Consider the following 23,827-nt stretch of genomic DNA (forward strand, 5'->3'; position numbering starts at 1 on the left):
GATGAGCTCATCACCCGCCACGGCCACACACGGTTATTAACTATTGCTGCGCTGCTTCAATCAGCTCAATAAAGTGATCGAAGAGTGGTGCCACATCGTGTGGACCGGGACTCGCCTCGGGGTGCCCCTGGAAACTGAAGGCGGGTTTGTCGGTGCGATGTACACCCTGCAGACTGCCATCAAAGAGCGAACGATGGGTGGTACGCATGTTTGCTGGCAGACTCTTTTCATCGACCGCGAAGCCGTGATTCTGACTGCTGATCATCACCTCACCGCCCTCGACATCCTGCACCGGATGGTTGGCACCGTGGTGTCCAAACTTCATCTTCACCGTCTTTGCCCCACTGGCCAGGGAGAGCAGCTGATGACCGAGACAGATACCAAACACCGGTAGCTCGCCCTCAAGAATTTTGCTAATCGATTCGATCGCATAGGTACAGGGCTCTGGGTCGCCCGGGCCATTGGAGAGGAAGACGCCATCAGGATTGAGCTTCAGCACCTCTTCAGCAGGGGTCTGTGCCGGAACGACAGTGAGCCGGCAGCCACGATCGACCAGCATGCGTAGGATGTTGCGCTTTACGCCGAAATCGTAGGCGACGACATGATAGGGAAGCTTCTCTTCAATCGGGTGCGGCGCATCAGGCATGCCGTCGGCGAGTGTCCAGCTACCCTGCGCCCACTCGTAGGGCTGACCGGTGGTGACCTCTTTGGCGAGATCCATCCCCTTCAGACCGGGGAAGCCCTGCGCTGCGGCAACTGCAGCTGCCTCATCGATATTCTCACCAGCAATGATGCAACCATTCTGAGCCCCCTTGTCGCGCAGAATTCGGGTCAGCTTACGGGTATCGATATCGGCGATGGCAACGATGTTGTTGCGCGCCAAATAGGTGTCGAGTGACTCCTGGTTGCGAAAGTTACTGGCCAGTAGAGGCAGATCGCGAATCACCAGACCACTGACATGCAGCGCCGATGACTCTTCATCATCCTCATTGGTCCCGACATTGCCGATGTGTGGATAGGTCAGGGTAACAATCTGTTTTGAGTAGGAGGGATCGGTCAGAATCTCCTGATAACCGGTCATCGAGGTATTGAATACCACCTCGCCAACGGATTGCCCATTGATACCAATTGATTCCCCCCAGAACAGGGTGCCGTCTTCCAGGGCTAACAGGGCCGGTTGTCGCAAGATTACCTCCACTCAACGCGCGCAAAAAACGGGAAAAGCCACAAGGCTGCTCCCGCACGGTTAAATCTTTCAAGAATCCCGTTTCCGGGTGGGGCCGATTCTACTCAACCTGGGCCTCGCTGTCCATCCAAGGCGATGAGAAATGCGTCCAATTGGCGCGACTCCGGCAAGATGAAACACCGCGGGAGTATTCGCGGTGGTAATGGCCTGGATCGGGGCTGAGTTAGAGCCTGAAGCGGTCTACCAGCATATTGAGCTTGGCGGAGAGATCGATCAGCTCATTGCTGACCTCGGCATTCTGCCCGGAGAGCTGTGATGCCTGCTCGGCGAGCTGACTGATATTGACGATATTGCGATTGATATCTTCAGCCACCTTACTCTGCTCATCGGCAGCGATAGCGATCTGACTATTCATATCATTGATTCCCGAGACACCACCAGCAATCATCGCCAGCGACTCAGCGGCCGCTTCGACCTGCTCAGACTCCTTGGCTGCACAACCACGCGCCGTCTCCATCGCACTGACCGCCTCTCGAGCACCGAGCTGTAGCTCTTCGATCATCTGCTCGATCTCCTGGGTCGACTGGTGGGTACGAGTCGCCAGGGTTCTCACCTCATCGGCTACCACCGCAAATCCTCGCCCCTGCTCGCCTGCTCGTGCCGCCTCGATGGCAGCATTCAGCGCCAACAGGTTAGTCTGCTCGGCAATCCCTTTGATCACATCCAGGACCACCCCGACATTTTCACTCTTCTCATCGAGCTGCTTGATCACGGTAGAGGCCTGCTCCACATCGCTCATGAGAATATCGATACCACCGATCGCCTGAGTCACAACATAGGCACCCTTCTTCGCCTCCTGATCGGCATCCTTGGAGAGCTCGGCGGTCTGACCCGCATTGCGCGCCACCTCCTGCACGGTCGCCTCCATCTCATTCATCGCCGTGGCGACCATCTCAGTTCCCGTCTGCTGCTCTCGCACCGCGCCGGCACTCTGTTCTGAGGTCGAGCGAATACGATCAGCCACATCCGTCAATCCATGCGTGGTGTCACTCACCTCTTTCAGGCTGTCATGGAACTTGACTATCATGCCGTTGAAGGCGTCGGCCATCTCTCCAATCTCATCCCGCTTCTCAACCACAATCTGTTGACTCAGATCTGAATTCTGCTCAATGGATTGAATTGTGCCGCGTAATTTATTAATTGGCTTAGTGACCACTCGACCCAGCATGTAGACCATCAGCACAAGACCCGCTGCAAATAGCACAATCTGGATACCGCCTGAGCTAAGCAGACCATTAAAGATCTTGTTGTGCATCTCATCGAGCGAGTAGGAGACACGCACCGCACCGAGCACCGTACCCTCAGGAACTTGATGGCAGAGTAGACAATTGGTGCCACGATAATCGGCGCTGGCACGTAGCGGAGTAACAACGGTGAGGTAACTACCCTCTTCACCATCGACATCCTCTATTACCGCTTCACCGGCAAGTGCACGACGATCCAGTTCATCAACCGGCTTCTGATCCTCAAAGCCCGCACCGAAGAGTTTTGCGATCCCCTCACCACGAATGATGCGCGCCTCAAGCACATTGGGACGCTCAAGCAATTTTTTCTGCAGGATCTGGCGATTGGTCATGTTACCGGTCAGCATCATCGCATTAATGGTGTCGAAGTAGCTGTCGGCCATATCGGTGGTCTGTTGGGTAATAGCAGACTCGACCAGAGAGTGGGTACTTTTAAATGAGTGCCATAGAGATGCGATTAAAACCGTGACAAACACGGCCAGGAGCGTGAGGTTTATTTTTGCTGCGATCTTCATTATGGAATCCTCCGTCCCGATCTTTTTATGAGCAGACTTCCTGCCACACATGCTACGCCAAACTCCCAAGCAGACAAGCTCGGGAAAACCCACCCAGCCCCCCTCCTTACGCGACCACTCGACTTCACATCGCACAACCGAGATGAACCATTGACGTAATCACACCTAAGAAGACTATCGGAAATAAGCGACAAAGCTTTAACAAAAGCTTAAATATGGTTGATTTAAATCAACGTAAATTGATGCTAACGAAACAAAAAAGGACGACACCCTGAAGGTTTGCCGTCCTTATCAATGACATTAAATTAAACTACGATCAGTTGAGTTTAAAACGACCTATCGCACCTTCTAGACGTGAGAAGGCGGCAATCAGACGGTCACTGATCTGCAGATTTCGATCGGCCTCCTCCGAGGTCGCCTCCGAGATCAGTCCGATATTCTCAAGATTTTCATTCACCCCGCTGGTGAGCTGCATCTGCTCAGAGATCGCATCGGCAATTTGATTATTCATCTCGCGGATACCGACCACCTCACCGACGATCATGCCGAGCGCCTCAGCAGCACGTTCGACCTGCTCCTCCTCGGTCTTCGCCAGCTCGCGTGCACTATCGATAACACCAACGGCGTCACGGGCTCGTGACTGGAGATTATCGATCATCTCCTCGATCTCTTTGGTGGACTCGTGGGTTCGAGTGGCCAGCGTACGCACCTCATCAGCAACCACCGCAAAACCACGACCATGCTCACCGGCTCGCGCCGCTTCGATCGCCGCATTGAGTGCCAGCAGATTAGTCTGTTCAGCGATATTCTTGATCACATCCAGCACCACACCGATCTGTTCACTGTTGGTATCGAGAGACTGGATAACACCCGCCGCCTCTTCGACATTGTTCATCAGCGCATCAATACCCGCCAGCGCCTTGGTCGCAACTATAGCTCCACCCCGCGCCTCTTCATCGGCACCAGCTGAGGCCTCTGCCGTCTGTTTGGCATGATCTGCAATACCATTCACCGATGACTCCATCTCGCGCATAGTGCCTAGCGCGGCTTCGGTGCCGTTACGCTGCTCGGCAACCGCCTTGGCAGTATTTTCCGATGAAGCCGCGATCTCAGATGAGACAGCACGAAGCTCGTTCGTCGTCTCGTAGACCTGCGTCATACTCTCCTGAATCTGATCCATCATCTGGTTAAAGGCGTTACCCATCGCACCAAACTCATCGTTGGTACGCACCTCAAAACGCTGACTCAGATCAGAGTCTGTCGCCACCGCATCGATCGTCTTACGCAGCCTGCCGATCCGACTGGTCACAATCTTCGACATCATATAAATAATTAGAGCCAGCCCCACAACAAACAGCAGCAGACTGACGCCACCAATCACCATCAGGCTATCGCGAATCTGTCCGTGAATGTCCTCGAGCGAATAGCTCACACGTACCGCACCCAACACTGTTCCCTCAGGCACTATGTGACAGGTGAGACAGTTGGTGCCGCGATAATCCTTGCTGGCCAGAACCGGATTGATCACCGTCAGCAACTCACCACTCTCACTCATCTCAACGATCGATTCACCAGCCAGCGCACGACGATCAAGATCGTCCTGTGGCAGTTCATCGTCAAAACCGGGGCCGTAGATCTTAGAGACAGATTCGTGGCGAAGAATGCGACCCTCAGTGTAATTGGGGCGTTCCAACAATTTGTCCTGGAGGATTTTTCGATTGGCCATATTACCGGTCAGCATGAAGGCGTTGATCGAATCGAAGTAGGAGTCAGCTGCATCGCGTGTCTGCTGCAACACCACCTCTTCAACCAGCGACTGCTCACCGTCATAGACAAACCAGAGCGAGGTCGCGAAGACCATTAAAAAGACCCCGAGCAGCGCCAGATTAATCTTTGCAGAGATGCCGAGCTCTAACTTTCCCGCTGCCTTATTCATATTCTCACCAATCTAGTTGTTATATTTTAATTCGGTAGAACTATCGCGACACACTCCCATGTACGGGTTTGAAAACCGCGACCAGCCGGTTGCTCACCAGCTATAATGCACAATAATTAAAACTGTCCGGGGTGGACAGTTAACAAATCGACTTACTCAGCCAGACCAAGTACGTCCTGCATATCGAACTCTCCCTGAGAGTGTTGCATCACCCAGCCGGCTGCTCGTACAGCCCCCTTGGCGAAGGTCATGCGACTCGATGCCTTGTGGGTAATTTCGAGTCGTTCACCCAACGCGGCAAACAGCACGGTGTGTTCGCCAACAATATCACCCGCCCGAATGGTTTCAAAACCGATCGTCTTGCGCTCACGCTCACCGGTGATACCCTCGCGACCGTATACTGCACACTCTTTAAGATCGCGGCCCAGCGCATCGGCAACCACCTCACCCATGCGTAGCGCGGTCCCAGAGGGGGCATCAACCTTGTGACGATGGTGTGCCTCCACTATCTCGATATCGACATCATCGCCCAGGACTTGAGCGGCAATCTCAAGAAGCTTGAAGCTTAGATTGACGCCGACACTCATATTAGGGGCAAAAACGACCGCCACCTGCTCACCTGCCTCAGCGATTTTCTGTTTCTGCTCATCATCAAGACCGGTGGTTCCGATCACCACCCTCTTCCCTGCTTCCCGGCAGATTTCAAGGTTTGCCATCGTCACGGCTGGGCTGGTGAAATCGATCAACACATCGAAGTCATCAACCACAGCAGCCAGATCATCGACCAACTTCACACCGAGCGCACCAACACCGACCAGATTGCCCACATCGAGCCCCAGCAGTTCGCTACCGCTTCGCTCAGTAGCCGCACCGACACTCACACCTTCAGCCATCTGGCTCGCCTCAATCAGAATGCGTCCCATACGACCGGCAGCACCGGCAATTGCAACCCTGCTCATCTCTACACCTCGAATTCGATTATTAAATGCAGCCCACCGCTGCAGACCAGAAATTTCGTTATTGGAATAGCGACAGACAATAACAGATGGGGGTGGCTCGGGACCACCGCATAAAAAAGGGGCCGTTAGGCCCCTCTTTCACACTCTCTGTCACTACTACCAGCGACTAGGCGCCCAGATCGCCAAAGAACTTCTTCACCCCATCGAGCCAGGAGCTGGCACGCGGGTTGTGCTGTGCATCGCCACCGAGGCTCTGCTCAAAGCTCTGTAGGATATCGCGCTGCTCGGCCGACAGATTGACCGGCGTCTCAACCACTACGCGGCTGAGCAGATCACCGGTCACACCACCGCGCACCGACTTCACACCCTTCCCGCGCATACGGAACAGCTTGCCGGTCTGAGTGCCAGCTGGAATCTTCAGCTTGACCTTGCCATCAAGGGTCGGCACCTCAAGCTCTCCACCGAGTGCGGCGGTGACAAAACTGATCGGCACCTCGCAGTAGAGGTTGTTGTCATCACGGACAAAGATCGGATGATCCTTGATCCCGACCTGCACGTAGAGATCACCTGATGGACCACCGTTCTCTCCCGCCTCACCCTCACCGGAGAGACGAATCCGGTCGCCGTTATCGACACCTGCCGGCACCTTGACCGAGAGGGTCTTGTGCTCCTGCACACGACCGTGGCCATGACAGCTCTTACAGGGGTTGGAGATGATCACACCATTGCCGTGACAGGAGGGACAGGTCTGCTGCACAGAGAAGAATCCCTGCTGCATTCGCACCTGACCCTGACCACCACAGGTGGCGCAGGGGGTCGGCTTAGAGTCACCCTCACCGCCGCTACCACCACAGCTCTCGCACTTCACCATGGTTGGCACACGAATCTTCACCGTGGTGCCGTGTACTGCATCCTCAAGACTCAGCTCGAGGTTGTAACGTAGATCAGAACCGCGACGCACACTGCTGGTACCACGCCCACCCGGGCCACCACCGCCGAAGATGTCGCCGAAGATATCGCCAAAGATATCGCTGAAGTTACCGGCACCCGCGCCGCCACCGTAACCGGGTCCACCACCCATCGACTGATCGACACCGGCGTGACCAAACTGATCGTAAGCGGTGCGTTTCTGAGCATCGTTTAAGACCTCATACGCCTCTTTCGCTTCCTTAAATTTGGCTTCGGCTTCCTCATCATCGGGATTACGATCGGGATGATACTTCATCGCCAGACGACGATAGGCCTTCTTCAGCTCCGCTTCGCTGGCGTTTTTCGCCACGCCCAGCACTTCGTAGTAGTCACGTTTACTCATGGTGTTCCGGTCGCATCACTTTAAGTAGATCGATAACGCGTGGAGTCGTTGCCTCCAACACGCCGAAGGCGCGGAAGTCTAAACTCCCGCGCCCGCGTCTTTCCCCTGACCCAGCTGGGCGGGGGGCTACCATAACCTGATGGTTACTTATTGTCTTCCTTAACCTCTTCGAACTCGGCATCGACAACGTCATCATCCGCCTGTCCAGCATCACCCTCAGGCTGTGCAGCACCCTCGGCACCAGCGGCATCTGCAGCACCCTTCTCGGCGTAGAGTCGCTCAGCCATCTTGCCGGAGGCCTCGGTCAGCGCCTTGGTCTTGGCCTCGATCTCATCCTTGTCATCACCCTTCATCGCCTCTTCGAGCTCTTTGATAGCAGCCTCGATAGTATCCTTCTCGCCCGGCTCGAGCTTCTCGTCACCCAGCTCTTCCATCGACTTGCGGGTGGCATGGATCATCCCATCGGCCTGGTTACGCGCATCGACCAGTTCGTGGAACTTCTTATCCTCGTCGGCGTGTGCCTCAGCATCCTTGACCATACGATCGACTTCATCATCGGAGAGACCAGAAGAGGCCTTGATGATGATGTTCTGCTCTTTACCGGTACCCTTGTCCTTTGCCGAGACATTAAGAATGCCGTTGGCATCGATATCGAGGGCGACCTCGATCTGCGGTACGCCACGGGGTGCCGGTGGGATATCACTCAGATCAAAACGACCGAGTGACTTATTGGCACTCGCCATCTCACGCTCGCCCTGGAGTACGTGCACGGTAACCGCCGTCTGATTGTCATCAGCGGTAGAGAAGACCTGATTCGCCTTGGTCGGGATGGTGGTGTTTTTATCGATCAGCTTGGTCATCACGCCACCCATGGTCTCGATACCGAGACTCAGTGGGGTTACGTCGAGCAGCAGCACGTCCTTGACGTCACCGCCCAGAACACCACCCTGGATCGAGGCACCCATCGCAACCGCCTCATCGGGATTTACATCCTTACGCGGCTCCTTACCGAAGAACTCCTGTACCGCCTCCTGAACCTTAGGCATGCGGCTCTGACCACCAACCAGGATGACGTCATCGATATCGGAGACGTTCAGACCCGCATCCTTCAGTGCCACCTTACAAGGATCGATGGTACGTACGATCAGCTCTTCAACCAGCGACTCGAGCTTGGCACGGGTCACCTTGACGTTAAGATGTTTGGGACCTGAGGCATCAGCGGTGATGTAGGGTAGATTGACGTCGGTCTGGGCACTCGATGAGAGTTCGATCTTCGCCTTCTCCGCACCCTCTTTAAGACGCTGCAGTGCGAGTGGGTCATTGTGCAGATCGATACCGGTGTCCTTCTTGAACTCATCGGAGAGGTAGTCGATGAGACGCATATCGAAATCCTCACCACCGAGGAAGGTATCACCGTTGGTTGAGAGCACCTCGAACTGGTGCTCGCCATCGATATCGGCGATCTCGATGATCGAGATATCGAAGGTACCGCCACCGAGGTCGTAGACCGCGATCTTCACATCACCGCGCTTCTTGTCCATGCCGTAGGCAAGGGCCGCTGCGGTTGGCTCATTAATGATGCGCTTGACCTCAAGACCGGCAATCTTGCCCGCATCCTTGGTCGCCTGACGCTGTGAGTCGTTGAAGTAGGCAGGAACGGTAATGACCGCTTCGGTCACCTCTTCGCCAAGGAAATCCTCAGCGGTCTTCTTCATCTTCTGCAGCACCTTGGCTGAGATCTCGGGAGAGGCCATCTTGGTGCCCTTCGCCTCGACCCACGCATCACCGTTATCCGCCTTAACGATCTTGTAGGGGACCAGCTTGATATCTTTCTGTACCGCATCCTCTTCGAAGCGGCGACCGATCAGACGCTTGACTGCGTAGAAGGTGTCGGTCGGGTTAGTGACCGCCTGACGCTTGGCCGACTGACCAACCAGCACCTCATTGTCGTCGGTGTAGGCGACGATCGATGGTGTGGTGCGATCACCCTCACTATTTTCGATAACACGTGCCTTACCACCCTCCATCACTGCTACGCAGGAGTTGGTGGTTCCCAGATCGATACCGATAATCTTGCCCATGATCTCAATTCTCCACTTCAAACCGTCGTTTTGACGACGGGGATTTATTCAAATTCGTTAAAACTGCATTCTGCCCCTGAAGATGGGGTTACTCGTCCCGATTTCAAGCCTGCAGAGTGATATTAATTACTCAGCGGCCGCTTTAGAAACCACCACCCGTGCCGGACGGATCAGACGATCATTGAGGGTGTAGCCCTTCTGGAACACCGCCACCACCATGTTGGGCTCGACCTCGTCGGTCTCCTGCATGGTCATCGCCTGGTGATTATCCGGATCAAACCTCTCCCCCTCGGGATTAATCTCGGCGATACCGTGCTTCTCCATCGCAGAGAGCAGCTGTTTGAGGGTCATCTCACTCCCCTCGCGGAGGGTCTCAACCGTAGCGCCCTCATTGGCAGCCGCTGCCACACCCATCTCGAGGCTATCAACCACACTCAGCAGCTCGTTGGAAAACTTCTCCAGCGCGTACTTGTGGGCATTCTCCAACTCGCGCGCGGTGCGCTTGCGCAGATTATCCATCTCGGCACGCAGCTTCAGTGTCTCGTTCCAGTGCTCATCGGCCTTGGCGCGTGCATCTTCGAGCAGCACCGCCACATCTTCAACGGGAGCATCCCCCTGAACCGCCTCATCCTCGGCGGCCGACAGGACCTCCCCCTCAACAGCGCCACTCTCATCAGTTTGCGGCTCTTGCTGATTGTTATTACTCATCTTTATAAAACTCCAAACACATAATCTATTGCGGGTTATTAATTCGGTTCGCTGCTATATGGGGCTTATTCACGTGGATTCAAGGCGGCGCTGAGCAGCTTGGCGGTGACATCGACTATCGGGATCACCCGCTCATAGGCCATACGGGTCGGACCAATCACGCCCAGTACACCGACCCCTTGCCCCTCAATGTTATAGGGGGCAGTCACCACGCTGCACTCATCCAGCACGCTGTAACCCGACTCTTCGCCGATGAAGATCTGTACCCCATCGGCGTTAATACTGTGATCAAGCAGATGCAGGATCTCCTGCTTCTGACTGAACGCCTCAAACAGTCCACGCAGCTTCTCTACGCTGCTCATATCGCTCAGCCCCATCAGATTGGTCTCACCAGCAAGTAGAAAATCGTTGTCGTTACGTTCGGCATCAAACAGCTCACCCGCCGCATCGATCAGTGAGCGCATCACCTCATCCATATGTTCGCGCGCCGACTCCAGCTCAGCCACCATCAGCTCATGCAGCTGGCTTACGTCCTGACCGGCGAAGTGGCTACTCAGATAGTTGGCAAAACGACGCAGATTCTCGGCACTGTAGTCACGATCGACATGAATGATGCGGTTCTGTACCTCATGTTCGTTGACCACCAGAATCACCAGGATGCGACGATCGGAAAGCGGTAGAAACTCCACCTGACGCAGAATCGTCGTCTGCAGTCGTGGCATCGTCACCACCCCCGCCATCTGCGAAACACCGGAGAGCAGTGAAGAGGCCTTGTTGAGCAGCAACTCCTGACTATCGAGTTTGGGATCGAGCAGCTGCTGAAACTGGCCCAGCTCACGGGTATCGAGTTCACGCACCGTTAGCAGTGAATCGACAAACATGCGATAGCCCTGCACGGTAGGGATACGTCCTGCGGAGGTATGGGGGGAGCTGACCAGACCCAGCTCCTCCAGATCGGAGATCACATTGCGGATCGTGGCGGGACTCAGTTTCAGACCGATATCGCGCGCCAGGGTGCGGGAACCAACCGGGGTGCCCTCTTCTATATAGTGTTCAACCAACACCTTGAGCAGATGCTGGGCGCGCTCATTGAGCGCTATCGACACACCATTTTCCGTTTTTGTTTGACTCACTCGATTAATTTCCGGTGATGACCCCGTCCGACGCCGGCGAAATAGTAGCACTCTGACCTATCGAGTGCTAACGCCACTAAGGGTCTATCTATGGGCGCTGTTGGCGGCTTGCAATGGGCGTGATAACGTTGCCAAAAAAGCACAGGTGCAATAGATGTCCACCCCCTTCAAAACCATTGGTCTCATCGGAAAATTTGACGACCCGAGCATTGCAGGCACCCTGCACGCACTCAGCGAACACCTACTCGAACAGCGCCAGCAGCTGCTGCTCGATGAGAACACCGCCAAGCTACTGCCCGAGCTGAACCTCGAGAGCGCCAGCCGCGATGAGATCGGTCGTCGCTGCGAGCTGGCGATCGTGGTGGGCGGTGACGGCACCCTGCTCAACGCCGCCCGTAGCCTCTGCGAACATGAGATCGCCATTCTCGGCATCAATATGGGTCGGCTCGGTTTTCTGGTCGATGTCTCACCCGCTGAGATGGTGGCCCGCCTCGATGAGATCCTCGGCGGCAACTACCTCGACGAGGAGCGTTTCCTGCTTGAGATGTATGTCGAGGGTGTGGACGGCAGTTGCCGCCCCTTCAATGCACTTAACGATGTGGTGGTACACAACCCCGAGGTGGCGCGCATGATCGAGTTCTCCACCTACATCGACGGCAGCTTCGTCACCACCCAGCGGGCCGATGGTCTGATTGTCGCCACCCCGACCGGCTCAACCGCCTACGCCCTCTCCAGTGGCGGTCCGATCATGCACCCCTCACTCGACACGGTGGTGATGGTGCCGATCTGCCCACACACACTGAGCAATCGCCCACTGATGGTCAATGCCGCCAGCCGTATCGAAGTAGTGGTCAACGAGACCAGTAGCAGCCACTCGCAGGTAAGCTGTGATGGGCAGGTCACCGTCGATCTGAAGAGCGATGACCGCATCATTATTCAACGCAAAGAGAAGCGCCTGCACCTGATCCATCCGCAGGGTTACGACTACTTCGAGATCCTACGCGCCAAGCTCGGCTGGAATGAGCACCCCGGCAAACAGTGTCCGGAGGTTTAACCGATGCTGAGTCAGATCCAGATTCGCAACTTCGCCATCGTCGAACAGCTCGATCTTGAGCTGCAGGCGGGTATGACCGTACTGACCGGCGAAACCGGTGCCGGCAAGTCGATCCTGATCGACGCGCTGGGCCTGGTGCTGGGTGACCGCGCCGATAGCGGCATCGTCCGTCACGGCACCAAACGGGCCGAGATCGGCGTCACCTTTCAGGTCGACACCAACAGCGGCGCCGCCGAGTGGTTGGAAGAGAACGAACTCGACGATGAGGGTGAGTGCCATATCCGCCGAACCGTCAGCCACGAGGGTCGCTCCAAGGGTTACATCAATGGTCGCCCGGTGCCGGTGGCACAGCTCAAGGCGCTGGGTGAGATGCTGGTCGATATCCACGGCCAACACGCCCACCAGTCACTGGTTAAACGCGATATTCAGCGCCAACTGCTCGATGAGTTCGCCAACTACCCCAAGCTATTAAAACAGGTGAGCAGCCTCGCCGATGAGTGGCATACCCTGCATGAGGAGCACCAAGCGCTGCGTCAGGCCGCGGCTGATCGCGATTCGCGCCTCGAGCTGCTGCGCTACCAGGTCGAGGAGCTGGATGCACTGGCACTCAGCGCCGATGAGCTGCCAAAACTGGAAGAGGAGCACGCACGCCTCGCCCACGCCGGTGAGTTGATCGATGTCTGTCAGCGTCATCTCGATCTACTACGCGACAACGATGAGCAGACCCTGCTCTCTCAGCTAGGCACTCTGCTGCACGAGATGTCAGATCAACTCAGCATCGATGGCAATCTGTCAGAGAGTTTCGAGCTGCTCAACTCGGCACAGATCCAACTCCAGGAGGGGGCCGATGAACTGCGCCGCTACACCGATCGACTCGAACTCGATCCCGAGCGTCTGCAATATCTCGACGAACGCCTCAGCACCATCCACAACCTGTCACGCAAACACCACGTAGAGCCGCACCAGTTACCACCGCTCGCACAGCAGCTGAGTGATGAGCTGGCCAACATTGAGCAGGCCGATATTCGTCTCGATGAGATCGGTGCCGAGATTGAGGCGCTGCAGAATCGTTATATAAAGGCAGCCAAACAGCTGACCAAATCGCGCAGCAAGACTGCCAAACAGCTAGGCAAGGGGGTCAGTACGGCGATGGATGAGCTCGGCATGCAGGGCGGTATCTTTGAGATCGCACTGCAGTCGCACGAGAGTGAAAAACCCTCACCGCATGGCATGGAGCAGATCGATTTTCTCGTCACAGCCAATCCCGGTCAGCCGCCCAAGCCACTCAGCAAGGTCGCCTCGGGGGGTGAACTCTCGCGCATCAGTCTGGCGATTCAGGTCATCCTTGCCGATAGCGCCCACATCCCCACACTGATCTTCGATGAGGTCGACACTGGAATAGGTGGTGGTGTGGCCGAGACGGTGGGACGTAAGCTCAGAACCCTCGGTGAACAGCGCCAGGTGCTCTGTGTCACCCACCTACCACAGGTCGCCTCGCAGGGGCATCAACATCTGCAGGTCGCCAAACAGAGCGATGGTAAACAGACCGCCACCTCGATTCTGCCACTGGTCGAACAGGCACGAGTCGATGAGGTGGCACGGATGCTGGGCGGACTTGAGATAACTACCCAGACCCTGGCACACGCCGAAGAGATGATTAGTCAGGCGGGTTAGTTAGTAATCTCAACTGAAGCGGCAGCCCAATCGTTAGAGTCATCAACCGAATACGGTGAAATCCGGGGCGATAGGCCTCTGGATTTCACTTCGTTACATCTCGGCTACAGAATGACTAACCTTTTTTCTGGCAATCTGAACAGATGCCATGAATATAGAGGGCGTGGTCGGTCATCTGATAACCGGCCCGCTCAGCGATTTCTCGCTGCAGGTTCTCAATCGTCTCATCGACGAACTCATCAACCTTGCCACATTTCACACAGAGGATATGGTCGTGGTGGGTGCCCTGCTCCAGCTCATACATCGACTGGCCGCTCTCAAAGTGGTGGCGGGCAACAAGACCGGCGGTTTCAAACTGCGCCAACACCCGATAGACGGTAGCCAGCGCGATATCCTCGCCAGACTCATGCATCATCCGGTAGACCTCCTCTGCGGTCAGGTGCCGGTGCTCACTCGCCTCAAGCATATTGAGGATTTTTACCCGCGGCGCGGTGACCTTCAGTCCCGCACGTTTTAATTCTTCCGATTCCAAGCTACTGCTCCATTATTGTTATGTTCGTGCCATTGGTACCCGGCTTGGGTTATTATCGCGCCAGCTAAATCAACGAATCAACACAGGCGGACAAGCAAAGATGGGAAAGCTTCTCATTACGTTACTACTCAGCGCAACTCTTACCCTTAGTGGTTGTGTGGTACATAAAATCGACATCCAGCAGGGCAATGTGGTCAGCCAGGAGATGCTCGATAAACTCAAACCCGGCATGAGCAAACGTCAGGTTCGCTACGCGCTCGGCACCCCGTTGATTACCGACACCTTCCATCAGGACCGCTGGGACTACGTCTACAGCCTCAGCGAGGGCGGCAAACTGAAAGAGAAACGTCGTGTCTCACTCTTCTTCGAAGAGGAGAAGCTGAGCCGCATCGAGGGCGACATGCGCCCTAGTGCGAGCGAGTAACGTCTACTTCTCTGCGGGGGTCTCTCGAGCCCCCTTGGACATCTTCTTACCTGCTGCCGCACGCTGTTTGCGCACCTCTTTAGGATCAGCAATCAGCTTGCGGTAGATCTCAACCCGGTCACCCGCGCGCAGCGGGTTGGCAAGTTTTCCGAGCTTGCCAAACACACCCACCTTATTAACCGCCAGATCAATCTCCGGATAGCGCTGCAGCAGTCCCGAGCGCTCAATCGCGCCCTCCAGCGTACAGTCGACCTCCACCTCCAGGGTGACAATCACCTGCTCATCGGGCAGTGCATAGGCGACCTCAACCGGAATCTTTTCAACGTTTTCCATAGACATCCACCGCCCGCTTGCAGAAGGCATCGACCAGCGTATTGGCGATCTGGCTAAAGACCGTACCAAAGGCCATGCTCATTAATCTGTTTGAGAATTCAAAATCGAGATCGAGTGACACCTTGCACGCCTGCTCACTCAGCACCTCAAAGCGCCAGTAACCCTCAAGGCGCTTAAACGGCCCCTCAACCAGTCCCATTTCAATCATCTTGCCCTGCTGCAGTCGGTTACGGGTGGTGAACTTTTTCTGCACCGCCCCCTTGGCCACCTCGATACTCGCCTCGACCAGATCCTCATTACGTGAGAGAACCTCGGACGAGCGACACCAGGGAAGAAAGGCTGGATAGGCGTCGACATCATCAACCAGATCGAACATCTCTCTGGCAGAGTAATTTACCAATGCACTCTTATTTACTGTTGCCAACTGTTGTTACCCGATTGAGATGAGACCAATGGCGTTAAGGAAGACGATTGAGACCGCAACCGGCGTGACATAGCGGATCAGAACACGCCACACCTTAAAGAAGAAACCATCCTTCATTGCCAACTCGTCGAGGCTTGAGGCGCGACTCATCTGCCAGGCAGCAAAGAGTGCGATCAACAGTCCACCCAGCGGCAGCATGATATTAGAGGTGAGATAGTCGAGTAGATCAAAAATGGTCTTATCGGCGAAGGTCTCAAACATCGACAGCGGTTTCACCTCCGACCAGATATTAAAGGAGAAGACGGTGGCCAGACCGAGTAGCCAAGCGGTCATACCAGTCCAGCTCGCCGCCTTGATACGGTTCATGCCCATATTCTCCACCTGATAGGCCACCATCGGTTCAATCAGTGAAATGGCCGAGGACCAGGCAGCAAAGACCAGCAGCATAAAGAAGATCGACCCAAACAGTTCACCGCCCGGCATCTGACCAAAGGCGATTGGCAGGGTCTGGAAGATCAGCCCCGGACCAGCGCCCGGTTCCAGGCCATTGGCGAAGACGATTGGGAAAATCGCCATACCTGCCAACAGCGCTACCACCGTATCGGCGATGGCAATCATCACCGTGGTTTTTGCAATCGATGCCTTCTGCGGCAGGTAGGAGCCGTAGACCATGATCGCACCCATACCGAGGCTGAGGGTGAAGAAGGCGTGGCCCATCGCAATCAATACCCCGTCGGCGGTGATCTTGTCGAAGTTGGGGGTGAAGAGGAACTCCAACCCCTGTTGGAAGGCGCCGGTGTTCATCGCATACCCAACCAGGATGATCAGCAGGATAAAGAGCGCCGGCATCAGGTAACGCACCGCCTTCTCCAGACCACCCTTCACACCACGAGCGACCACCACCGTGGTCATCACCATAAAGATGGTGTGCCAGGTGATCAGCCGTTCGGGATCGGAGATCAGCGAGCTGAAAATACTACCGACACCATCTGCCGTTTGACCGGTAAAGACACCTGCTGCGGTCCGGAAGAAATAGGCCAGCGCCCAGCCAGCGATGACACTGTAATAGGAGAGGATCAGGAAACCAGCGGCGACACCGGCCCAGCCGAGGTACTTCCAGGCGCCGTTACGCCCCTCCTCCTCCGCTAGATGGCGCATGGTATTGATCGGGCTGCGACGACCGCGACGACCCAACATGATCTCCGCCATCATGGTCGGCACACCGATCACCGCAATACAGAGCAGATAGACCAGTACAAAGGCACCACCACCGTTCTCACCGGTGATGTAGGGGAATTTCCAGATGTTACCGAGACCGACCGCTGAACCCGTCGCCGCCAGTACAAAAACCCATCGTGATGACCACTGTCCGTGTATCGATTCGCGCTTCTCCACGGCTTCTCTCCAGCTCTTGTTATTAGATCCGCGCCATTATCGACCAATTGAGCGGACGTCTCAAGCCGCATTCGGGCGAAATCGCCATCCCCTTGCACCGCCGCATCCCCTATAATGTCGCGCCATGGCGAAGAAAAAACCAAAAAAGAAACCGGCGGACAGCGGCAGCACCATCGTGCTGAACAAAAAAGCACGGCACGACTACCATATCGAAGAGCGTTTTGAAGCGGGTCTCGCCCTTGAGGGGTGGGAGGTCAAAAGCCTGCGTGCGAACAAGGTGCAGCTAGCCGATAGTTATGTCTTTCTCAAAAAGGGCGAGGCATGGGTCTCCAACCTGCTCATTACGCCTCTACAGACCACCTCTACCCATATCACCCCCGAACCGACCCGCGTACGCAAGCTGCTACTGCATCGCCACGAGATCGACAAACTGATTGGCGAGGTTGAGCGCAAGGGATACACCCTGATCATCATGGCGCTCTACTGGAAGTATGGTCGAGCCAAGGCGGAGATCGGTGTCGCCAAGGGCAAACAGGCGCACGACAAACGCGCCGCGCAGAAAGATCGCGACTGGTCACGCGAAAAACAGCGCGTACTCAAACACGGCTAATCAGCCACTCAAACCCACTCAACTTGAATTGGGTCCGTCCGACCTCTATATCTAATCGCGTAGGGAGTGTGCTTCGGCTATACTCCCCACCGTTACCAATGGGGGCGACATGGCTTCGACGTGGGTCGCGAAACCTGAGGTGCATGCCGAGGTGCAGGATTCCTCGTAAATCCGTCTGCAAACTTTTAGTTGCCAACGACGACAACTACGCACTCGCAGCTTAAAAACCTGTAGATTGCCGTCTGACCGGGGCCGTGCTTGTGCGCCCGGGTTCTTCGGAACATTCAGGCGTCGACTCTCACAAGATCGTCATGACGTGCGTCCGGCGCTGATTGCCTAAAACTCTACCGGAATCGCTGTCAGTGGGCCCCGCCGACCGGGTTGCTGTCAGTTAAAATAATAGGCCGGATAAGCATGTAGAGCCGATGGCAGAGGGCTTGCGGACGCGGGTTCGATTCCCGCCGCCTCCACCAATCAAGGGTTTAGAGCAGACCACTCTAGACCACCTTATACCAAGTACTATCAACAACTTAACCAAATACTCTTTCTAGATCATCTGGTCTGGAAGGGGCTGTTTTGGCCTCTGTTTAGTCACAATTTAGTCACAACTTCCTTCGACCAGCTTGCGGTTTGCAAGAGCGATAATCGAGACGCCGTAAGCAAGTGGATGCCGCAAGGCGTGGCGCGAAGGCATCGGAGCGCCACGCCTTGCGGCATCCGCTTGTGTCGGTGTCAGCACCTAGTCTTGGCTACGAGGCTAAGAAGCATCAGGGCAGCCAGATGATCGACTGAATCAAGGCTGTTATCCCTTGCCAGCATTCCGAGGAAGTATGTGGCGGTAGGATTGTTTCGTTTGAAAACGACACGGGGGAAGTCGAGTGGCAAACCATTAAAAGGCTTGGCTTAGCGGGATCACATTCCAATAAGATCCATCTAAAAACACATGACAAAGATTTATTACTTGTCGAGGGTAATCCTGCGAAATTTCTTCAAGGGCACAATATTTTTGGTTCTGATGACTTAATTGGCCTTGGCTACGCCCTATATGACTCGATATGCAATGCACTAGGATTGGAACCTACTCAATCCGACAGTGGACTTCCCCTAACGCCGTAGACATCAGAGAAGCTTCCCAGCTCGGCCTTGAGACGCTCGAAGTCTATGGCCTCTACCGTTTCACCCTGTGCATTGGTGGTCTCGGTAAAGACACCGGGGAAGAGCTGCTTTAGCTCGTCTCTACGCTGCTCACTGATATCAAGCGACTCGCCACTCATCACTTCAGGTTGTTCATTTTCACTACTCATATTCATATTTTCCATCATTCTTGACTGAAGCCGTTTTAGGCAACTTCGGCTTCTTCATATTCACCCCAGCGAGATCATTCTATTCTTAGACACAAGAGTGCCATCGTTGAGCAAGCTGGAAAGCTGATTATCTATAATACTTTTTGCCTGTGCCGTGACTCGTTGAAAACCGAGCAAGCGGGTAGCACTGGAAACGGCATCTTCATCGCTTAGAGAAAATCCGCTTTCAACCGCCTTATGGAGTGCTACTCGGATCTCATCCGGCGCGACAAATTCAAATTTTTTCATTGTGGCATCAAGCTCTGAACGGTCACGAACGTCAGGCTCACTCATCTCAGGATGCCAGATAAAGTCCCCTTTTTGCGCAATTTTCTGTTCTCTCACGCCATGGTCAATTGCAGTTTGCACTGCTGTCTGGATACGACTACCTGAACGCTTCAATCCCGCGCCTTCCGTAACACGGCGGATCAGTTCAGTTTTATGAATAGGTGATTCCAGGTCTACCACCTGCAACAGTGAGGTCAACAGCTGAGTGGTGGGGAGTTCATGCAACTCCCTGTTACCCAGCGGTATATGTAACGCTGCACGTTTATATGGAATGGAGATATTGTGTGGCACATCCTCCCCCTGAGCGGACTTGTCTCGCTCAATTTTAGCAATCTCCGTTTTCGCCTTGGGCTTTGGTGGTTGTGCAGCAACCCCATTCCTGTAGTCCAGTTTCGCCTTGTCGATTGCGGCTAATGCTCGCTCAATCTCCTGCTCTGGATTGCGGTACCACTCGGTGCTCCAAATACGATGCAGTCGCCACCCTAGTCCCTCCAGCACCTCTTGGCGAAGTCTGTCGCGATCTCTGGCTGAACGGGAGCTATGATAGGTTGCCCCATCACACTCTATGCCCAGAATGTATCTTCCGGGGTTTTCCTGATCTTTTACTGCAAGATCGATAAAGAAACCTGCGGTGCCGACCTGTGGCTCCACCTCGATACCATTTTGTACCAGCGTCTTGATGACGGCCTCTTCAAAGGGAGAGTCTGGCTCCTTGCCTGTGCTGTAAGGTTGCTGAAGAACTCCGGTTTTGGCGTAAGCAAGAAAGTTCTTTAGCGCCACAACGCCACGGGCTTTGGTGCGATTGAGGTCAATGTCATCGCCGATAAAGTTAGAGAAAACATCCATTGCCAAGCGGGCACGTGAGATAAGTACGTTCAGGCGACGTTCTCCACCATCACGGTTTAGAGGGCCAAAGCTCATGGCCATGTAACCATCTGCTGTCTTGCCGTAACCAATACTAATGAAGATAACATCACGCTCATCACCCTGTACATTTTCCAGATTCTTTACAAAGAAGGGTTCACGCTCACCCTCATTAAAAAATGGCTCGCAGCTTGGCTCTGCACGGCGCAATAGTTCAAGTTGCAGTTCAATAGCATCACGCTGTGCCGTACTGAAGGCAACGACACCAAGTGTGAGATCCGGTTGTGTTTTAGCATGCTCCATTACGGCCTTCGCGACGGCCTTCGCCTCTTCTGGATTGGAGCGGGTTTTGCCTCGGTCGTATGCTGTCTCAGTCAGGTGGTGTAGCCTGAGACCACGCGCAGTAGGATTTGCTCCAGGGCTTGGGAACACTACAAGGCGACTATCGTAGAATTCGTAATTGGATACCGCAATGAGTGAGTCATGACGGCTACGGTAGTGCCAACGAAGCATCCGCTCTGGGGCACCTTTTCCGAGGAACAGGCTAAGGATGCTCTCCATATCTGCGACATTTTCGAAGTCATCTTCATCATCGCTCTCAACCAAACTGTCGAAGAAACTGGTAGGCGGCAGCTGCTTACTGTCACCAACCACCACCGTTTGACTACCGCGAATGATGGCACCAAAGGCATCCACAGGCTTGACCTGACTCGCCTCATCAAAGACAACCAAATCAAATTGAACAGAGCCCGGCGGCACATAGGTGGCTATAGACATTGGGCTCATCATGTATACGGGTTTAATAGCCTGAATAGCCCTGCCCGCCTCACTCATGAGCCTACGGATTGGCATGTGCTTGCGTTTCTTATTAATCTCTCGGTTGATGATGTGTAACTCACCGCCACCGCTTAGCTTTGGAAGAGACTTCCAATGTTTTGCGGCCAATCGCGCCTGATTGTGGCGGAATAACAGGTGATCAAGGCGTGTAAACTCATCCAGCATATGAGTGTGGTGCGTACGGTCAAACATCTTGATGCTAGGGGTCTCGACGTAAGCCTTTTCAACTAGACCATTATACCAACTGTAATCAAACAGCTTTAACAGGCTATTCTCACCGTGGGTCCAATCCTTAGACACGGACACAACAAAACCCAACCCTTTTTTTGATAATTCATCAGAAAGTTGATTAAACCTGACAAGGTGGAACAGGCTATCAATGCTTTTACGCCAGTAGGAAAGATAGTCGCTTTGTTTATCTAACGTGAGCCCCCAGTGTGCTTTTGTTCCCTCCTTCAAATTTAGCTGAAGAAGGTCGGCCACCTGCTCCATGGCATGCTGATGTTCTTGAAGCTGAGCCTCTACCCCATCAACCTTGCTTTTGATCTCATCAACCTTGGGGGAACCTGAAAGGAAATTCACAATGCCTTCAGGTACTACGCCATCCCCCACATCACGATAGAGTTTAACTACCCACTCTGTTAGCTTTTCCAATACATCCCAGTCGGACTCTGACTTCTTCCATTGTGCTCCAAACAGTGAGGCACCCAATTCAGATAACTGGTTATATTGCTTCTGGTGTTTTTGACTATCTAGAATAGTGTCGATCATCGAGATAGTTTCACCGACATCTTTATGTAGAGGTTTGCGACATAGACCCTGAAGTCTGGCCTTAGCTCGGCGGAAGTCTCCAGAAATGAAACGCCACCATTTAGGCCCCATGGTCACGTATTGTTGCCGCACATCGATAAGATCTTGCTGCCACACCTCGTCGATCACCCATTCATCAAAACGTTCATGAGCCTGACTCAATGCCTTGCCAGAAGAGATTAAGGATGCAAGTTCATCACGCCGCCCCTGCCACTCAGCTGATGAGAGGGCCAAGCCTTCCAAGTGAGGAGCCTCCATAGCTCTGCGAGCAGCACGACAAATTACTTCTACCTCTTCTCTATGCTCTGGAGATTGTAGGCCCATTGACTGAGCTAATTCAGTCGACCCTATACGTAAAGCATTGGTATCCTTCTGACCTATCTCCAATGCACTTTCCAGCCTGGGACGCTGGGAAGGGAGAAATTCATTCAATCTACTCGACTTGAAAGGACTCTTGTTTGGTGTTCCAGATTCAGCGAGATGACGATCCAGTTTCTCGATTTCCATCCTTGCTGAGCGATAGTCCGATTCGGACCAGGATGCCATTTCAGCAAAATCAAATGGTTGTACTTCAATGTCACCGAGATGACTATTAAGTGCGAAGCCTAGCGCATTAATGAAACTTGTTCTGGTGTTCCCTATTGGTTTATTGATCGCATCGCAATAGGCATTCAACTCATCTCGCAAGCGTGTGAGAGTCTCAATATCGTCTGTCGGGTTTTCTACTACCGGTTTGCCTTGATGCAATGTACGGTCAAGCTCCGCTAGAACCTGCTTTTTATTCGTCTTATGGCTATGTAGCTCCAGAACGGCATCACCTAATCCAACCTCATCTAGGCGACGTTTTACTACATCCAGCGCGGCCATCTTCTCGGATACAAAGAGTACTTTTCGACCATTACCAATGCACTCAGCGATTATATTAGTGATTGTCTGAGATTTTCCGGTCCCCGGCGGCCCCTGCAGGACAAGGTTTCGACCAGCATTAACATCGAGAATCGCAAGAATTTGAGTACTATCCGCATCCTTAACCTGATGCACGTCAGCGGGTGAAATTACTTCGTCGATGTGCGTTTCATCTCCGAAAGTACTTTCTGGTTCTTTAAAGCCATCAGTCAGCAATGAATCCAGGATAGAAAAGCCGTCACCTCTAGCTTCCTCAGACCATACTTCGGCATCAAGATCCTTGTACATCAAGAATTTACCGAACGAGAAGAACCCTAAGGTTATCTCGTTGGCCTCCACACTCCAACGTTCATCACTCTTCACAGCATCCGCGACGGATTCCATGTATGCGTTGACATCAAGGTCATCACTGCTTTCAACCTTAGGTAATTCAATATTAAATTTAGCCTTGAGCTTTTCACTGAGTGAAAGGTTATCGCCAACATCTTCACCTGTATAGAAAAGCTGAAACCTTTCTTGAGCATTTGCACGCAATAGCTCTACTGGGATCAACAACAGAGGAGCTCGTCTCGCTTCTTTTGCTGTTGGTGCCTCATACCAGTGTAAGAAACCAAGTGCGAGGTAAAGGATATTTACACCCTGTTCTTCCAGGTATGAGCGTGCATCATTGTGAATCGAGAGCAACCTGGACTGGAGCTTTTCCGAGACCATATTGGTTTGCAGTTTGTTGTCTGTATATCGATCTGCTAACTGCCCCTCAGCCAGCTCCTCATCAGGTTGCGCCAGGAGATCCTCCCAATTAACTGCATTGGCATTACCACCTTCTTCATTTTCACGTTCAACAAGCTCTTCTACTTTTTTGTCCGGCAAAGCATCAAAGCTCATACTTCGACCTTCGGCTACTAATATCCGAATAATCTCAGCAGAGAGTTCATCTACAACTTTGACTTGTTTAGCGCGAGTGCGATGATTGATCAATGGGTTGCGTAAACCAAGATCAAGTAGCTCTTTTCTACTTACTTCTAACCGGGCAATTGCATCTGTAGACATAATTATTACCTTCTAAACTGGACTTCCCCCGACGCCGTAGACACTCAAGTATTTCCACACCGTTCCAACTCAAACTGTTCCGGGCTGATGTGGCCTAAATAGCTGTGTCTGCGCCGACGATTATAAAACACTTCGATGTAGTCGAAGAT

Annotated in this window: 20 protein-coding genes and 1 other RNA gene; 6 read left to right on the forward strand and 15 right to left on the reverse strand. The window is 53.8% G+C overall.

Annotated elements, in window-relative coordinates; all coding sequences use genetic code 11:
* Positions 1-40: 40 nt before the first annotated feature.
* From carA to hrcA, 8 genes are all read right to left on the reverse strand, one after another.
* Positions 41-1,186, reverse strand: coding sequence for a glutamine-hydrolyzing carbamoyl-phosphate synthase small subunit (gene carA / locus BOW52_RS02610; protein ID WP_078482551.1), 1,146 nt, complete (start codon positions 1,184-1,186; stop codon positions 41-43).
* 223 nt (positions 1,187-1,409) lie between these two features.
* Complete coding sequence (locus BOW52_RS02615) at positions 1,410-3,005, reverse strand: methyl-accepting chemotaxis protein (RefSeq protein ID WP_078482533.1); 1,596 nt, start codon at positions 3,003-3,005, stop codon at positions 1,410-1,412.
* Between the two features lie 316 nt (positions 3,006-3,321).
* Positions 3,322-4,941, reverse strand: coding sequence for a methyl-accepting chemotaxis protein (locus BOW52_RS02620; RefSeq protein ID WP_078482534.1), 1,620 nt, complete (start codon positions 4,939-4,941; stop codon positions 3,322-3,324).
* 152 nt (positions 4,942-5,093) lie between these two features.
* Positions 5,094-5,900 carry a 4-hydroxy-tetrahydrodipicolinate reductase gene (gene dapB, locus BOW52_RS02625; RefSeq protein WP_078482535.1) on the reverse strand — a complete coding sequence of 269 codons (807 nt, stop codon included), beginning with the start codon at positions 5,898-5,900 and terminating at the stop codon, positions 5,094-5,096.
* Between the two features lie 166 nt (positions 5,901-6,066).
* A complete protein-coding gene (dnaJ, locus tag BOW52_RS02630) occupies positions 6,067-7,212 on the reverse strand; it encodes a molecular chaperone DnaJ (RefSeq protein ID WP_078482536.1) in 1,146 nt (381 codons plus the stop codon).
* Between the two features lie 143 nt (positions 7,213-7,355).
* A complete protein-coding gene (gene dnaK, locus BOW52_RS02635) occupies positions 7,356-9,293 on the reverse strand; it encodes a molecular chaperone DnaK (protein WP_078482537.1) in 1,938 nt (645 codons plus the stop codon).
* A 126-nt stretch (positions 9,294-9,419) separates the two neighbouring features.
* The gene (gene grpE, locus BOW52_RS02640) at positions 9,420-10,001 is read right to left on the reverse strand and encodes a nucleotide exchange factor GrpE (RefSeq protein WP_078482538.1); all 582 of its coding nucleotides are present in this window, start codon (positions 9,999-10,001) and stop codon (positions 9,420-9,422) included.
* A 65-nt stretch (positions 10,002-10,066) separates the two neighbouring features.
* Positions 10,067-11,134: a heat-inducible transcriptional repressor HrcA gene (gene hrcA / locus BOW52_RS02645; protein ID WP_236725616.1), complete on the reverse strand. Its 1,068-nt coding sequence runs from the start codon at positions 11,132-11,134 to the stop codon at positions 10,067-10,069.
* Between the two features lie 154 nt (positions 11,135-11,288).
* Here hrcA and BOW52_RS02650 point away from each other — a divergent pair, with 154 nt between their 5' ends.
* Complete coding sequence (locus BOW52_RS02650) at positions 11,289-12,188, forward strand: NAD(+) kinase (RefSeq protein WP_078482540.1); 900 nt, start codon at positions 11,289-11,291, stop codon at positions 12,186-12,188.
* Positions 12,189-12,191: 3 nt separating this feature from the next.
* Positions 12,192-13,862 (forward strand): DNA repair protein RecN, encoded by a 1,671-nt coding sequence (gene recN, locus BOW52_RS02655; protein ID WP_078482541.1) that lies wholly within the window; start codon positions 12,192-12,194, stop codon positions 13,860-13,862.
* Between the two features lie 115 nt (positions 13,863-13,977).
* Here recN and fur read toward each other — a convergent pair whose 3' ends face one another.
* On the reverse strand, positions 13,978-14,394 hold the full coding sequence (gene fur, locus BOW52_RS02660; protein ID WP_078482542.1) for a ferric iron uptake transcriptional regulator: 417 nt from the start codon (positions 14,392-14,394) through the stop codon (positions 13,978-13,980).
* A gap of 100 nt (positions 14,395-14,494) precedes the next feature.
* On the opposite strand from fur, the gene BOW52_RS02665 reads away from it, so the two are divergent.
* Positions 14,495-14,818, forward strand: coding sequence for an outer membrane protein assembly factor BamE (locus tag BOW52_RS02665; RefSeq protein ID WP_078482543.1), 324 nt, complete (start codon positions 14,495-14,497; stop codon positions 14,816-14,818).
* A 3-nt stretch (positions 14,819-14,821) separates the two neighbouring features.
* On the opposite strand, the gene BOW52_RS02670 is transcribed toward BOW52_RS02665, so the two are convergent.
* Genes BOW52_RS02670 through BOW52_RS02680 form a run of 3 tightly spaced genes read right to left on the reverse strand, consistent with a single transcriptional unit; the run spans position 14,822 to position 16,970 of the window.
* On the reverse strand, positions 14,822-15,151 hold the full coding sequence (locus BOW52_RS02670; protein ID WP_078482544.1) for an RnfH family protein: 330 nt from the start codon (positions 15,149-15,151) through the stop codon (positions 14,822-14,824).
* A complete protein-coding gene (locus BOW52_RS02675; protein WP_078482545.1) occupies positions 15,138-15,575 on the reverse strand; it encodes a type II toxin-antitoxin system RatA family toxin in 438 nt (145 codons plus the stop codon). The genes BOW52_RS02670 and BOW52_RS02675 overlap by 14 nt, the downstream gene beginning before the upstream one ends.
* Before the next feature lie 6 nt (positions 15,576-15,581).
* Positions 15,582-16,970, reverse strand: coding sequence for a sodium-dependent transporter (locus tag BOW52_RS02680; RefSeq protein WP_078482546.1), 1,389 nt, complete (start codon positions 16,968-16,970; stop codon positions 15,582-15,584).
* A 124-nt stretch (positions 16,971-17,094) separates the two neighbouring features.
* On the opposite strand from BOW52_RS02680, the gene smpB reads away from it, so the two are divergent.
* From smpB to BOW52_RS17980, 3 genes are all read left to right on the forward strand, one after another.
* Positions 17,095-17,580 (forward strand): SsrA-binding protein SmpB, encoded by a 486-nt coding sequence (gene smpB / locus BOW52_RS02685; protein WP_078482547.1) that lies wholly within the window; start codon positions 17,095-17,097, stop codon positions 17,578-17,580.
* Between the two features lie 100 nt (positions 17,581-17,680).
* Positions 17,681-18,053, forward strand: a transfer-messenger RNA (tmRNA) gene (gene ssrA, locus BOW52_RS02690).
* A 331-nt stretch (positions 18,054-18,384) separates the two neighbouring features.
* Positions 18,385-18,696, forward strand: coding sequence for a phage/plasmid replication protein, II/X family (locus BOW52_RS17980; RefSeq protein ID WP_408021561.1), 312 nt, complete (start codon positions 18,385-18,387; stop codon positions 18,694-18,696).
* Here BOW52_RS17980 and BOW52_RS02700 read toward each other — a convergent pair.
* The 3 genes from BOW52_RS02700 to BOW52_RS02710 form a co-directional block, all read right to left on the reverse strand.
* Positions 18,663-18,884, reverse strand: a complete 222-nt coding sequence (locus BOW52_RS02700; RefSeq protein WP_135621952.1) for a hypothetical protein — start codon at positions 18,882-18,884, stop codon at positions 18,663-18,665. The genes BOW52_RS17980 and BOW52_RS02700 overlap by 34 nt on opposite strands.
* 60 nt (positions 18,885-18,944) lie before the next feature.
* A complete protein-coding gene (locus BOW52_RS02705) occupies positions 18,945-23,678 on the reverse strand; it encodes a DUF3320 domain-containing protein (RefSeq protein WP_078482549.1) in 4,734 nt (1,577 codons plus the stop codon).
* Positions 23,679-23,722: 44 nt separating this feature from the next.
* Positions 23,723-23,827: IS3 family transposase (locus BOW52_RS02710; protein WP_135621954.1), on the reverse strand; the 105-nt coding region annotated here is incomplete at its 5' end.

Source organism: Solemya pervernicosa gill symbiont (assembly GCF_002020875.1).
GTDB lineage: Bacteria > Pseudomonadota > Gammaproteobacteria.